The organism is Wolbachia endosymbiont of Drosophila ananassae (assembly GCF_008033215.1).
GTDB classification, from domain to species: Bacteria; Pseudomonadota; Alphaproteobacteria; order Rickettsiales; family Anaplasmataceae; genus Wolbachia; species Wolbachia pipientis.
In genome coordinates this window covers 1,357,550-1,370,632 of sequence record NZ_CP042904.1, presented here as the reverse complement: position 1 = coordinate 1,370,632, position 13,083 = coordinate 1,357,550, and the positions used below count along the sequence as shown (strand labels likewise).

Here is a 13,083-nt window from a genome sequence, read left to right as displayed (position 1 = left end):
TATGACAAACAAAAATGACAATTCTAATTCAAAGTATAGAAATTTTTATGTTCTGGGTGATAGCTTATCCGATAATGGCGCAATCATTGGAATTTTAAATAATTTATCCTTTGCAAAAAGCGTAAAATTTGATGATCCTTTTTATCAAGGAAGATCTTTTAGCAATAGCCCTACTGCTGTTGAATATATAGCAAAATATTTAGATTTAGATGAATTTAAACCTGGGTGGAGTTATTCATTTTTTGGGAGATGCCACGAACAGCAAGGTCAGAATTACGCAGTTTCATATGCAACAGCATCTGAAATTTTTGACCCTATTTTTTCTTATTTCTTCAATAAATTTCGTTTAGCTAACCAGCTAGATGCGGTAATTAAACATCATCCAGATATAGGTAAAGAAGATTTATTTTGCATCATAATCGGCGGAAATGATGTTATGGTTGCCACTGCTTATGACGATACTAAAGCGGAAGAAGTGTTGGAACAAGCAGTGAGTGAAATATGTAATGCACTTAAGGTTCTAAATGAACATGGTGTTAAGCATGTAGTTGTTGCAAATGCACCTGAAGTTGGCTCAATACCAGCTTTTAATAGAGATGAAGAAGCAAGGGAACTAGCTACAAAGCTCACGGAGAGTTTCAATGCAAAACTGGCTAAAGGCTTAGATTATATGAAGAAAAGTACAAATCTTGAAATAAAAGCATTTGATCTTAACTCTAAAATGAGAAGTATGTTTAGCGAATACAAGAGCAAAGGTTTAAATTGTCAAGATGCATGCACATCGAACATTGCAGACCAAGTTGGGAGATTTAAAGAAAATATAAAAATACTCTTAAAGTTGATATTTAAAGGGGAACTTGACGTTCACTATAACCCTGGGTGTAGCAAAGAAACACTAAAGGATTATTTCTTTTTTGATTATTTCCATCCAACTGCGGAACTTCATCATGAAGTTGGTAATGAAGTGTATGAGTTGATTTGACACAGTTTTTTGAACATATCCTTTTAAATAGTAACCAGACTGCATTCTGTGATTTTTAGCAAAACACGATCTTTCATTTGAGCTTTCTTCAATTTAAAATAAATACAGAAAATTGCTGCCTATAGCTAAACTGACTTAGATTTACCGATAATTTGAAAAACCGTCATCCCGCTACTATATAGTTATTGATATATATTTTCTTTTAAGCTCTTGGTTTTGATCGATAAATGTAATCATTTCATCTTCTAAAGTTTTAATTTGATTACGTAAAATTGCAAGAAGTTCCTCTATTTGTTTGATTATAGATGTATCAGTTACCTGTTGGATTTGGGTTTTTTGTATTTTTGCTATTTCTACAAGTTGGTTTCTACGAGATAATTTTTGTTTCAAGCAATCAATATTGCCATTACTAACTGTTAAAGGAGTAACACGCATATCTGTATTATTAATATAACGTGAGATGATACTGCAGTCTATTTTATCAGTTTTTGTAGTAATACCAAGGCTTTTAGCATAGTCTCTCCCACCTTGGTTGAATGACGTACACTTTAAAACCATTGCTTAGTAAAGTATAGGCACATAATTTTTCGTATCCACCAGTTGCCTCAAGACCAATTTTGGTTACATTATGCAAACGTAAAAAGTCCAGCATTTCATCAATGGATTGTACATTGTTTTCAAATATTTTATAATGCTCAAGTGGGTGAATGTGGAGATCTAATTTACTTTTGCTAACATCAATGCCAGCAATAATGTTTGATGAATTCATAATTCCTCCGTAATAATAACATATACTGCATTTTCCAGCCTTATATACGAGCCTAAAAGCTCAATCAGTTGTTCGGAACTTTCAGTATAATAAACCAGAGAAGAGAACCTTGCTGAACAACGATTCTTATAATCAAGGGGCGTGACGGTTCCTCTTCTCTGTGTGTCTTTAATATCACTACTTTGATATTTATAAAGACTTGTTCTTAACATATAAGGGAAGTGTCCTCTAGGTGAGATTGTGGAGCATTCGTTGCAGCATTTGGCTGTTCAATTACGCTAGTTGATTCTTTAGGTATACTATTTCCTTCAAAATTCCCATCTTTTTATTATGTTCTCTTTAGCATTTTGAGAGTGAATTATTCTAGTTTTGATATTTAAACGTTTTGTATCTGCTGTAATGATTTCACTTCCAGTTTGCTATTCTTTACATATTGAATTGCAAGCACTAACGCTTTACTTCCGGAAGCTGTGGTGCTGTAAGCTATATTTTGCAAAATAGCAGTTCTCCTGATATCTTTGCTGTCTGAGACTGACTTTACACCTTTTGAAGTATTAATCACTAGATTTATTTTTCCATCTTTGAGCATATCAACTATGTGGGGTCTGCCTTCTCTCACTTTATTTACAGCTTTTGCAGCAATGCCGTTATTGTTCAGATACAAAGCCGTACCTTTGGTTGCATATATTTCAAAACTCAGTTCTTTCAACATTCGTACAACAGGCAATATATACTCTTTATCATCATCTTTTACTGAAACCAGAGCTGCTCCTTCTGTTGGTAACTTGTATCCTGCAGCCATGTGCACTTTTGCAAGTGCAGCTTCGAAAGATGAGTCGATTCCCATCACTTCTCCTGTTGATTTCATTTCAGGACCAAGTAAAGTATCCACTCCTGCAAAGCGGGTAAATGGAAAAACAGCAGCTTTAACTGCAAAATGATTGAAAGGCTTGTTTTCCTGATTCAATTTTTTACCCAAAATAACCTGAGTGGCAAGCTTTGCAATAGGAATATTGATTACCTTGGAAATAAAAGGAACTGTGCGACTAGCCCTTAAATTCACTTCAAGTATGTATACATCACTAGACCTCTTGCATAACTCGATTTCTGAAGGCAATTTTGTCGTCAAAGCTTGTCTGCGCTCCTCAAATACATTCGAGTATTCTGTGGTGCTCATCTGCACTTTTCCTAAAAATTTCTCATCACAAACAGGTTCTGCAAGAGGTCTATTCTCTTGAACAGCAAACTGAATGTTTATCAGACCTTTCACTTTTAATGCTAATGCTATTCTTTCAGTTTGTAGCTTAATCTCTTTTATTACTTCGTCGCTCAATGTATTTGTCGGTATTGAGCATGTTGAATCGCCAGAGTGGATACCAGCTTCTTCAATGTGCTCCATGACCGCTGCAATGAAAACTTTTTCCCCATCACATACAGCATCAACGTCAACCTCAACTGCATTGACTAAAAATTTATCAAGAAGCAGCGATCCGTGTTCAAAAATTTTGGTTTGATTCAAGACATACTCTTTAAAGCTCTGAGTATCGTGTCTAATCGACATGGATTGACCACCGAGGACATATGATGGCCTGACTACTAGTGGAAACCCCACCTTTTCTGCATTGGTTAACGCTTCTTCTACTGAATAGCAGATAGAACTTCCAGGTTGTTTTAAATTAAGTTGCAAAGCAAGATTCTTAAACCTCATGCGATCTTCTGCAAGGTCAATAGAATCAAACGAAGTTCCCAGAATTTTGAAACCTCTCTCGTTAAGCACTTTGGCTAACTTTAAAGGTGTTTGACCACCTATTTGAACTATTACACCAACCAGTGTGCCATTTTCTTGCTCTTTACTAAGTATTTCAAGCACATCCTCTGCAATCAGTGGGGCAAAATATAAACGATCAGCGGTATCGTAGTCAGTTGAGACAGTTTCTGGATTACAGTTGATCATTATTGTTTCATACCCCATTTCTTTGGCGGCAGAAGCTGCATGTACGCATGCATAATCAAACTCAATACCTTGACCAATGCGATTTGGACCACTTCCTAAAATGACAACCTTTTCTCGGTCAGAAATATTCGCCTCACATTCCGTTTTATTTTCAACATCACCCTCATAGCAGCCATACATATAAGCAGTGCTCGATTCAAATTCAGCTGCACAGGTGTCTACGCGTTTATAAACTTGTTTAATGCCAAATTTTTTTCTTATTTCTTCGATTTGTTTTACTCGATCTCCAGCGTGTAACGCTGGCTGGATCCCAGTGTCACGCACTGGGATGACATTAGAGGGTACTGGAATGACAGAGGTAGGTCTATTACTTAACTTTGCTAATCTTGCATCTGAAAATCCCATTTTTTTCAGCTCTAACATTTCGTACGCAGTTCCAGGAAATCCATTTTCCTTGATTTTTTGTTCAGTTAATATAATTTGCTGTATATTTTGCAGAAACCATAAGTCATATCCTGTAATCGAATTTATTTCTTCTATGCTAATTCCGTGGCGCATTGCGTCAGCAGCAATCAGTAATCTGTTTGGTAGCAATTTTGCTAATTGAGATTTTACGTGATCAATATCAATGTTCTCAGGAAACACTTCATCAAGTCCTGTAAGATCAGTTTCAAGTGAACGAAAAGCTTTCTGCAGTGACTCATTAAAAGTGCGGCCTATAGACATTACTTCTCCCACTGATTTCATGGAGGTTGATAGTTCACAATTCGTTCCTTTAAATTTCTCAAACTCAAATCGAGGAATTTTAGTGACGATATAATCAATCACTGGTTCGAATGCTGCTGGTATTATTGGAGCACAGTCGTTACGTATTTCGTCGAGGGAATAGCCAATAGCAAGTTTAGTTACAACTTTTGCAATAGGATAGCCTGTTGCTTTCGAAGCAAGTGCAGAAGAACGAGAAACCCTTGGATTCATTTCAATTACAACGAGGCTTCCATCTTCTTTAGGATTCACTGCAAACTGAACATTTGCACCACCGGCACTAACATCAATTTCTCTCAGCACTGCTATAGATGCATTTCTCATCTGTTGGTATTCTACGTCACGCAGAGTCAAAGCAGGAGCAACAGTTATGCTATCCCCAGTGTGCACTCCCATCGGATCAACATTTTCTATCGAACAGACTATTATGCAGTTATCTTTACAATCGCGGATAACTTCCATTTCATATTCTTTCCAGCCGATAATTGATTCATCTATCTGAACTTCATTTATTGGCGAAATTTTGAGAGCACTTTCTGCGATATTGAAAAACTCCTCTTTATTATATGCTATGCCACTACCTGCGCCACCAAGAGTGAATGACGAGCGGATAATTGCTGGTAATCCAATGTAATCCAAAGCCTCTTTTATTCGTTCTTGATTTTTTATAATGATACTTTTGGGGTATTTCAGTCCTATTTTATCCATGGACTGGCGGAATAACTCTCTATCCTCTGCTTTTTTTATTGCTTCTCTATTTACCCCTATTAATTCTACGTTGTATTTGTCTAACACTCCATCATCTGCAAGTTTTATTGCACAATTGAGCGCTGTTTGCCCGCCCATTGTTGGCAATATTGCGTCTGGCCTCTCCTTAATTATAATTTTCTCTATGATTTCAGGCAGTACCGGCTCAATATACGTCGCATCAGAAAACTCAGGATCTGTCATTATAGTTGCGGGGTTGGAGTTAACCAAAATGACTTTATAACCTTCACTTTTTAATACTTTACAGCTTTGCGTTCCGGAATAATCAAACTCGCATGCCTGACCTATAACTATTGGGCCTGCTCCTATTACTAATATAGATTCTATATCTGTGCGTTTCGGCATAATTACAATAACGGTCTCTATTCAAGTAATGTTACCAATCTTTCCTGTATATGTGAATTTTTATTAAACCTATTAGCTAATTACTTTTAGGCTTGACGCATAACTGTACGAACATTGCAATTTGCGTGGCAGATTCCAGTGCTTGACACACAGCTGTACAAACATTCATTTTTGAAGGTAAATTGCACAGCAAATGATGTCATTCAAGTAGCTGACACTGGTTCCTTTATGACGGCAGTGCCCAGAGGTGTCATCCCAGTCTGGGATGGCTTTGTTGCATCGCTACTTATGAAAGGCTAACTATAATTAGGATTATAAGCAACTTATTGAAAATCTTGTTTTTTTTGCAATCAATCTGATCAAATTTAAGAATAGTAACTTGTTATTTATATTAATAAATTTAATTCTATTGAAAATAGCTAAAGCATTGAAATTCTTGAATTTTAGCCGGATTAGTGAGTGGTAGTGAAATTTCTTTTACTCAAATTTAGGTATTCACTGACCGTTCTTGTTATAAATACCAGAATAATAAGCTACTGATATTCTCCACCTTTTTTATCTTTAATCCATCATAGCTAGCGATGCAACAAAGCCATCTGGGATCCAGAAAACTTAACTTTAAATAAGTGGCTGCATAATAAAGACTAGATTCCAGTGTCAAGCACTGGAATGACACCATAGAGGCACTGGGATGACATCCTTCCTAGTGGAGATTACTCTCAAATCACAATGTTCATACAGTTGTGGGCTTAACGGTATCTTTGCAGATACTATGGTAATTTATTCGGGAGATTTGCTGAGCGGTAAGATTTTTCCTGATATGCTGCAGTCTTCAGAAGCTAATTCCACAAATTTATCTGTTAGTTTATCAGGTGACACCAATTCAGATCCAGGAAATGCCTGCTCACTACCCACAGGTCCTTCCGTGTATACAGCATTTACACATAATTTTGTATGTTTTGTCTCAGATGCATATATCTGCACCATTATTTCTAGTGCAACTTTACTTGCAGCATACGGCATCCAATATGGATAAGAGGAAGGAGAAAGTGTCACTTCTGAGGTCATGAATATCGCTCTTCCAGCATTAGACTTTTTTAGCATTGGATCTAAGTTTTTTAGTAAGTACCAATTGGCAGTAAAATTTGTATTCATTACGTTCTGTAGCTCTTCAATCTCACAGTCATGAATGGGGTTCAGTTTGCCTAAAATTCCAGCACACGCAACTAATATATCAAGTGCTCCAGATTCTGATAATTTCAGGCTTTCTATCATGTTTGTCAGTATCTTTACATTCTCAAAGTCTAAAAGATCAAGCTGAATTAGTTTCACAGAGCCTTCTTTAAATTCTTCAAGCTCTTCAATTTCATTATATAGTGGCTTGAGATTATCAAGAGATCTTGAAATCAGAATCACACATGCACCTTCTCTTATAAACCTTTTTGCAACAGCAGAGCCTACTCCACCTGAAGCTCCGGTGATTAAAGCTACTTTACCTTCTAACTTACCCATTTCTTTCTCCTTAGCGAGATCCATTGAAATATTTTAGCTGAAAATTGAATTTTGCTCCATATATAAAAATCAAACTTAGCATATAAAAAAATAGTAATGACACTACCACACCACCTAAACTTCCATATATCAAATCCAGTTGGTCAAAGGAAGCTTTTAAGTATTGCTTAAAAGCTGAAGCAGAAATCGTCCAAAGAATAACAGCTACACAAGATCCAGGAAATACGTCTGATAAATTTTGTTTTATGTTTGGTAACATAAAATATAGCCAAGAGACTACTGTGAAAAGTACAAATTCAATAAGTAAATACCTAGTATAACTTAGCCCCTGATAGGAAAAATCAATTAGCATTGGTACTAGTGTAGAAAACACTATAGTTAGAGTTATAATAAGCGTGATTACTAAAAATTGTAATATACTTAGTACTCTTCTTAATATATAAGGCGGCGAAACCGGAACTTTATAGGCCTTATTGAGTATTGTTCTAAGCCCTTCAATTGTCGATGAAGCGGTCCAAACAGCACCTACAATTGCTAAAGTTAGTAAGCTTTGCGGCGGGCCTGATATTATCTCCCTAATACGCGGCATCAAAGATGATAAAATATCCTGTGGCATGTTATCAATGATAAATACCCAGCCAATGTTGTACTGGTCTAAAAAATTTGCGAATGTTGACGCCACAGCCATTAAAACGATGAGAAAAGATACCGTCTTGTTAGTCAACAAAAAAGTCATAAAAATTCTCCAAATTGCATAATAAAATCAAAAAATACTTCCAACTGTGTAGCAGTATACAGATTATAGTTAGTGGATATGTTGATAAGTAAATTAGTTACATATAAAACAGCAGAAATTTACTTATCAACATATCCACTAACCAACAACATTCAATAAATTTGTGTAAGATGCCATTTTACATAAGATGAATTAGAAGCATTTTTTGATTTTAAAGTACTAAACCTTCAGTTAACCTTTTAGCCCTATAGTTCTTGATATGATCTGGATCAAAGGCCTTTTTTGAACTTAAAACACCAAAAACTATATGAAGTAACTTACGCATTGCAGCACCAACTATGGCCATAGCATGCTTGCCTTTCTCTTTTAATCTTTCGCAAGAAGCCATAATGATAGGATTATGCTTTTTAGCTGCTATAGCAGGAAAGTACATTGCTTTACGTAATGTTCGTGAACCGGTTTTACTTAATCTGGGCTTGGCATGTACGGATGAGCCTGATGTTATATTTTGTGGTATAGTTCCAGCATATGCTGCCAATTGCCTAGCATTTATAAAGGCTTTTATACCAGGAATTTCAGCTAAAATAGCTATTGCTGTTTCCTCTCCTATTCCTGGAATAGTTAATAGGAGTTGAAAATCTTCCAACAATTCTTTGTGTTGTTTTAATAGTTCGCGTATGGAGTTTTTTATTGTTTCTATTTTTTGCTCTATGTTCATTGCAAGGTCTTCCCAAGCATTTGCAACTTCTTTAGGCAGTCTCTCTTTCTTTTCTAAATGATTATTTGCTAATGTTAACTCATCCTTTAACGCATTTGAGCAACGATAAAGATGTTTTAATTTTTTCTTTTCAGGAGAAGGTGGTGTCCAACGAGAAGGTTCCTGTCTTTGACAATAATCTGCAATAATCTCTGCATCAGTCTGGTCATTCTTTTGTCGTGTAAGCTTACTTTTTGCATAAAATCTTATGCAAGCTGGGTTTACAACACTAACGAAATATCCAGCGTTGTGGAGGAACTCAGCCAAAGCTTCGCTATAACAACCAGTGGATTCCATGCAAGCTTTTACTTCTTCTACGTTATGTTTTTGTAGAAAGTTCAGTAGACCTTGAAACCCAGTATCATCATTTTTAAATTTCCTTTTCCTAGTTTCACGCTTTCCTTTTTTACTTATGAATGAGAGAGAAACATCAAAGCGTTCTTTTGAAACATCTATACCTAAAAAGTTGTTGATCATATATAACTCCATATACTACTATTAAAAATGAAAAGTAAGGCTTACCTTGTGAATACAGAATTAGAACCATTTAGGCCTTTCTACGATACCGTCCAGCCTCTACTTTTGAGAAGGGAACTCTTTTCTTTTCTACAGATTTTATATCTAAGGAATCTTCCAGAGTTCTTCCCTTCTCCACCTAATGCTTAAGCTTAAAAACACTAGATGCTTTTTTCAAGATACAAGGAAATATTGATAACAGAATTAAAAATGATAAATACCCTGCATGCTCCACTCCATCATTATGAATTGTGTCAATCAAAGCACGATAAAGGCAATAAACGATGCTGTAAAATTTCTGTAGCACTGTAATATAAACGAACCAAGAAAAGTATTCTAAATGAAATAAAGGATACTTTTAAGCAAAAAAATCCTCACCATTTACTTAAATTTAATCAAAATGGTAGATAATCCAGCATTAAATAGAAATTATCGGAGGCATAATGAAAAATTTTCTTCTAGTTGTAGCTCTAATTCTCTCCTTTGCGTTTGATGCAGGTGCTCCTCCTGTTCCCAACCAAAGTACTACTTTTGTTGATACAGATGATACAACATCATCAGTGATATGCAAGATAATAGGCTATACTCACGGCATAGGTGGACCAATGATCACAATAGTGATAATAGGTGCAGCGTTGCTTGCAATATTCGGCAGAATGCCGTGGCCAGCGCTTTTTGCACTCGGTGCATTTACTGCTGTGTTTTTTGGCGCTCCTGTAGTCGTTTCAAAAATAACACCAGGAGGTGTGATTTGTCAAAACGGTGCAGTAGCGAATAAGCCATAGAAATTATTGGAGGCATAATGAAAAATTTTCTTCTACTAGTGGCGTTAATTCTCTTCTTTGCATTTGATAATGCTTTTGCTAGCAGTGTTACTGATGACGCAACGTCAAATACAATATGCAAAATAGTAGGCTATACTCACGGCATAGGTGGACCGATGATCACAATAGTAATAATTGGTGCAGCATTGCTTGCAATATTTGGCAGAATGCCGTGGCCAGCGCTTTTTGCACTCGGTGCATTTACTGCTGTGTTTTTTGGTGCACCTGTAGTTGTTTCAAAAATAGTACCAGGCGGTGTGATTTGTAAAAATGGTGCAACTGCTTGCCCTGATGGTACCAACTGGGATACAAGTACAGGAGCGTGTAAAAAATAGGCGCTGCAGATTTAGAAAAGCATTAGCTAAACGGTGCTTCTTAAAGGAGCACCATTATTCCACAATTGTATAAATGTTGTCCAAGTGAATAACACTGAGATCCGGGAATTTTTATAAACTGATAGGATGACAAATTTACTAGAACCCTTACCATTTACTCAAATTGCAGAATAATCTAACTTAGGACAGAAATGATTGGAGGGTATAATGAAAAATTTTCTTCTACTTGCGGTTTTAATTTTCTCCTTTGCGTTTGATGCAAATGCTGCAGATGCTTTTGTTGATACAAGTGATACAACATCATCAGTGATATGCAAGATAATAGGCTATACTCATGGCATAGGTGGACCAATGATCACAATAGTGATCATTGGTGCAGCGTTGCTTGCAATATTCGGTAGAATGCCGTGGCCAGCGCTTTTTGCACTCGGTGCATTCACTGCTGTGTTTTTTGGCGCTCCTGTAGTCGTTTCAAAAATAACACCAGGAGGTGTGATTTGTAAAGACGGTGCAGTAGCGGATAAGTAATAGAAATTATTGGAGGCACAAACGTAGTTTTCTTTACTTGAAAGTGGTCAAGCTGACCACTTTCAGTGTCTATGAATACCTAATAAATTCTCTTTCTGTAATCATATCAGTTAAAGTTTAGATTCCAGCGTCACGCGCTGGAATGACAAGGCTTATCGTCATGCCGCCGCATACCGTCATACCGCGATTCATTCGCGGTATCTCAGCCGCTAACAAGCAGCGGAATAACGGTTGTCGTTTAGCTATGAATATTAAGAAATTTACCAAATGAAAAAAAAGGCAAAAGAAGCCCTGGTCATTGTCTATTTTCAGTATTGGCGTTTTTTAAGTCTTAAACACTGCAATTTAGCTGCTTTTGAATGCAACTCACCTTAGTTTGAATGTTTAAGAAATTTACTAAGCAGAAAAAAAGGCAAAAGAAACCCCGTGTTAGCTAGTTGTCACTCTCTAATCCTGCAAAATTGGCGTACTATACTGTCTTAAACGACTTATAAGCGCGTTTCAGCTTATATAGGTAAAAACCCAGAAATGTTGTGAAGACATAAGGTGCACATAGTGTAAAAAATTAAAAATAAGACGCCAACTACGTTGTTTTCTTGCTGTTTAATCTGCACAGATGAAGATAACTGAATACCTTCAGTATCATGATAAGGGGGCTGGCGAGGTTTGTCAAGGAAGTTTTGCATTTAATTCATTTGATAATTCAAAAAACTTGAAAGAATAAAGATAGCTATTGAAATTATCTTGATTTACATCAGTTATCCAAGTTTGACATTGAATACTTAACACTTCCTCTATTAACGCCTTTCTGTAATGTTTATCCAGATGAGACATTATATCATCAAGTAGAAGAAGTGGTGCCTTATTGTAATGAATACACCTTGCTTTTACACTGGATAAAATAATAGAAAGCAGTAATAACTTTTGTTCTCCAGTGGAGCACAGATTTATTGGTACGTTTCTTTTTTGACAAAAAACCCGAAAATTATCGTTATGCACACCAAAAGTTACTCTACCAGTCAATGAATCTTTTTCTCTGTTTTCCTTTAGACGATTCTGAAAATATTCTGCAGTATCGTCCAAAGTTAGCTGGCTGCTGAATTTCAAACTTGCCTTCGGAAAAAGCTCACCGGAATGGTTATCAATTGTGTCTTGTAGTGTCTTTAAAACAGACGATCGCATACGTAAAATACTAACTGCATTAACGGCCATTATGTTTTCAAGACTAGAGAGCCAATTTTTGTCCAAGGTGTTCTCTCTCAACAGTTTACTTCGCTCACGTTTAGCTTTTCTGTGTTTCATGTAGCAGCAAGTGTAATTTTCCTCAAACAGTGAGACTATACGGTCTAAAAATTTTAATCTGTCACTTGGAGAATTAAGAAGAACATAGTCCATTTGTGGAATCAGCCATATTACATTGGATATCTTATACAAAGATGAATAACTCGATTGCGTTTTTCCATCAATTTGTATTAGTTTCTTATCAAAACTCTTTGCGATACCAATTGAATTAAAATCCATTCCATTAAAAAAATCATAGTGCACTACCCAATCTTCATTACTGAATCTATTTTGTATCTCACTGGCTTTTGCTTTTTTCATTCCATTGCTTTTAGCAAGCAACGAGATTGCTTCAAGTATATTAGTTTTACCAATACCGTTTTTGCCAGTTATTACAACTGAGCTATCATCTGAATCCAGTTCAAAGTTTGAGTGGCTACGAAAATTATGTAATTTCAGCTTTTTTATGTAGCAATGGGTAGCCATTAACCTATTCTTTAGTTTATATTCTCTTTACTTCTTCCAGAACCTCATCAACATGTCCACTAACTTTTACATTTTTCCAGATCTTCACTATTTTACCTTTTTTATCTATTAAAAAAGTAGTGCGTTCTATTCCCATATACTTTTTGCCAAACATACTTTTCTCTACCCAAACACCATATTTTCCCAACATTTCAGCATTCTCATCAGAAACTAAAGAAAACGGCAGAGAATATTTTGCTTTGAAGTTAGTGTGACACTTAACACTATCTTTTGATACACCAATTATCACTGTGTCAAGGAAAGAAAAATCATCTATTTTATCTCTAAAGCCTTTTGCCTCCATTGTACAACCCGGAGTATCGTCTTTAGGATAAAAATAAAGAACTACATTTTTTTTATCAAAAAATTCACTCAGTGATAAATTTTCACCAGAATCTGTTGGTAAGCTAAAATCGGGTGCATTATTTCCTACTGCTAATTCCATACCTTGCTCCATTAATAACACTTCTATCTATAGTAGTATAT

General features: G+C 35.9%; 13 protein-coding genes and 1 pseudogene. 5 read left to right on the top strand and 9 right to left on the bottom strand.

Annotated features, from left to right (window positions below):
• Position 1 precedes the first annotated feature (1 nt).
• Positions 2-982 (top strand): SGNH/GDSL hydrolase family protein, encoded by a 981-nt coding sequence (locus EA652_RS06705; RefSeq protein ID WP_006280157.1) that lies wholly within the window; start codon positions 2-4, stop codon positions 980-982.
• A gap of 174 nt (positions 983-1,156) precedes the next feature.
• Here the strand turns inward: EA652_RS06705 and EA652_RS07225 are convergent, their stop codons facing one another.
• The 3 genes from EA652_RS07225 to carB form a co-directional block, all read right to left on the bottom strand.
• Entirely contained in the window at positions 1,157-1,540 is a 384-nt protein-coding gene (locus EA652_RS07225) for a hypothetical protein (protein WP_227738574.1), read from the bottom strand.
• Positions 1,491-1,751, bottom strand: a complete 261-nt coding sequence (locus tag EA652_RS07220; RefSeq protein WP_007548517.1) for an IS110 family transposase — start codon at positions 1,749-1,751, stop codon at positions 1,491-1,493. Before EA652_RS07220 ends, EA652_RS07225 begins: the two co-directional genes overlap by 50 nt.
• Positions 1,752-2,127: 376 nt before the next feature.
• Positions 2,128-5,583 carry a carbamoyl-phosphate synthase large subunit gene (gene carB, locus EA652_RS06690; protein ID WP_006280156.1) on the bottom strand — a complete coding sequence of 1,152 codons (3,456 nt, stop codon included), beginning with the start codon at positions 5,581-5,583 and terminating at the stop codon, positions 2,128-2,130.
• Between the two features lie 138 nt (positions 5,584-5,721).
• Here carB and EA652_RS06685 point away from each other — a divergent pair, with 138 nt between their 5' ends.
• On the top strand, positions 5,722-5,883 hold the full coding sequence (locus tag EA652_RS06685) for a hypothetical protein (protein ID WP_238514577.1): 162 nt from the start codon (positions 5,722-5,724) through the stop codon (positions 5,881-5,883).
• A gap of 480 nt (positions 5,884-6,363) precedes the next feature.
• On the opposite strand, the gene EA652_RS06680 is transcribed toward EA652_RS06685, so the two are convergent.
• The 4 genes and pseudogenes from EA652_RS06680 to EA652_RS07215 form a co-directional block, all read right to left on the bottom strand.
• Positions 6,364-7,119: an SDR family oxidoreductase gene (locus tag EA652_RS06680; RefSeq protein ID WP_012673418.1), complete on the bottom strand. Its 756-nt coding sequence runs from the start codon at positions 7,117-7,119 to the stop codon at positions 6,364-6,366.
• Entirely contained in the window at positions 7,106-7,831 is a 726-nt protein-coding gene (locus tag EA652_RS06675; protein WP_007548515.1) for a YihY/virulence factor BrkB family protein, read from the bottom strand. The genes EA652_RS06680 and EA652_RS06675 overlap by 14 nt, the downstream gene beginning before the upstream one ends.
• Before the next feature lie 211 nt (positions 7,832-8,042).
• A complete protein-coding gene (locus tag EA652_RS06670; protein ID WP_007548332.1) occupies positions 8,043-9,065 on the bottom strand; it encodes an IS110-like element ISWen2 family transposase in 1,023 nt (340 codons plus the stop codon).
• A 214-nt stretch (positions 9,066-9,279) separates the two neighbouring features.
• Positions 9,280-9,411: pseudogene (locus EA652_RS07215) on the bottom strand (ribonuclease); the annotation flags it as partial.
• 136 nt (positions 9,412-9,547) lie between these two features.
• Here EA652_RS07215 and EA652_RS06660 point away from each other — a divergent pair.
• The 3 genes from EA652_RS06660 (at position 9,548) to EA652_RS06650 (ending at position 10,791) form a co-directional block, all read left to right on the top strand.
• Positions 9,548-9,889 carry a TrbC/VirB2 family protein gene (locus EA652_RS06660; protein ID WP_012673417.1) on the top strand — a complete coding sequence of 114 codons (342 nt, stop codon included), beginning with the start codon at positions 9,548-9,550 and terminating at the stop codon, positions 9,887-9,889.
• 17 nt (positions 9,890-9,906) lie between these two features.
• The gene (locus tag EA652_RS06655; RefSeq protein ID WP_007548675.1) at positions 9,907-10,263 is read left to right on the top strand and encodes a TrbC/VirB2 family protein; all 357 of its coding nucleotides are present in this window, start codon (positions 9,907-9,909) and stop codon (positions 10,261-10,263) included.
• A 207-nt stretch (positions 10,264-10,470) separates the two neighbouring features.
• The gene (locus EA652_RS06650) at positions 10,471-10,791 is read left to right on the top strand and encodes a TrbC/VirB2 family protein (protein WP_012673416.1); all 321 of its coding nucleotides are present in this window, start codon (positions 10,471-10,473) and stop codon (positions 10,789-10,791) included.
• A 669-nt stretch (positions 10,792-11,460) separates the two neighbouring features.
• Here EA652_RS06650 and recF read toward each other — a convergent pair.
• Positions 11,461-12,558 carry a DNA replication/repair protein RecF gene (gene recF / locus EA652_RS06640; RefSeq protein ID WP_006280110.1) on the bottom strand — a complete coding sequence of 366 codons (1,098 nt, stop codon included), beginning with the start codon at positions 12,556-12,558 and terminating at the stop codon, positions 11,461-11,463.
• Between the two features lie 16 nt (positions 12,559-12,574).
• Positions 12,575-13,042 (bottom strand): thioredoxin-dependent thiol peroxidase, encoded by a 468-nt coding sequence (bcp, locus tag EA652_RS06635; RefSeq protein WP_007548671.1) that lies wholly within the window; start codon positions 13,040-13,042, stop codon positions 12,575-12,577.
• Between the last annotated feature and the right edge of the window lie 41 nt (positions 13,043-13,083).

Excerpts from the sequence above, each read along its gene's own strand:
- EA652_RS06705 (WP_006280157.1), top strand. The coding sequence starts at position 2 with ATGACAAACAAAAATGACAATTCTAATTCAAAGTATAGAAATTTTTAT.
- EA652_RS07225 (WP_227738574.1), bottom strand. The coding sequence starts at position 1,540 with ATGGTTTTAAAGTGTACGTCATTCAACCAAGGTGGGAGAGACTATGCT.
- EA652_RS07220 (WP_007548517.1), bottom strand. The coding sequence starts at position 1,751 with ATGAATTCATCAAACATTATTGCTGGCATTGATGTTAGCAAAAGTAAA.
- carB (WP_006280156.1), bottom strand. The coding sequence starts at position 5,583 with ATGCCGAAACGCACAGATATAGAATCTATATTAGTAATAGGAGCAGGC.
- EA652_RS06680 (WP_012673418.1), bottom strand. The coding sequence starts at position 7,119 with ATGGATCTCGCTAAGGAGAAAGAAATGGGTAAGTTAGAAGGTAAAGTA.
- EA652_RS06675 (WP_007548515.1), bottom strand. The coding sequence starts at position 7,831 with ATGACTTTTTTGTTGACTAACAAGACGGTATCTTTTCTCATCGTTTTA.
- EA652_RS06670 (WP_007548332.1), bottom strand. The coding sequence starts at position 9,065 with ATGATCAACAACTTTTTAGGTATAGATGTTTCAAAAGAACGCTTTGAT.
- EA652_RS06660 (WP_012673417.1), top strand. The coding sequence starts at position 9,548 with ATGAAAAATTTTCTTCTAGTTGTAGCTCTAATTCTCTCCTTTGCGTTT.
- EA652_RS06655 (WP_007548675.1), top strand. The coding sequence starts at position 9,907 with ATGAAAAATTTTCTTCTACTAGTGGCGTTAATTCTCTTCTTTGCATTT.
- EA652_RS06650 (WP_012673416.1), top strand. The coding sequence starts at position 10,471 with ATGAAAAATTTTCTTCTACTTGCGGTTTTAATTTTCTCCTTTGCGTTT.
- recF (WP_006280110.1), bottom strand. The coding sequence starts at position 12,558 with ATGGCTACCCATTGCTACATAAAAAAGCTGAAATTACATAATTTTCGT.
- bcp (WP_007548671.1), bottom strand. The coding sequence starts at position 13,042 with ATGGAATTAGCAGTAGGAAATAATGCACCCGATTTTAGCTTACCAACA.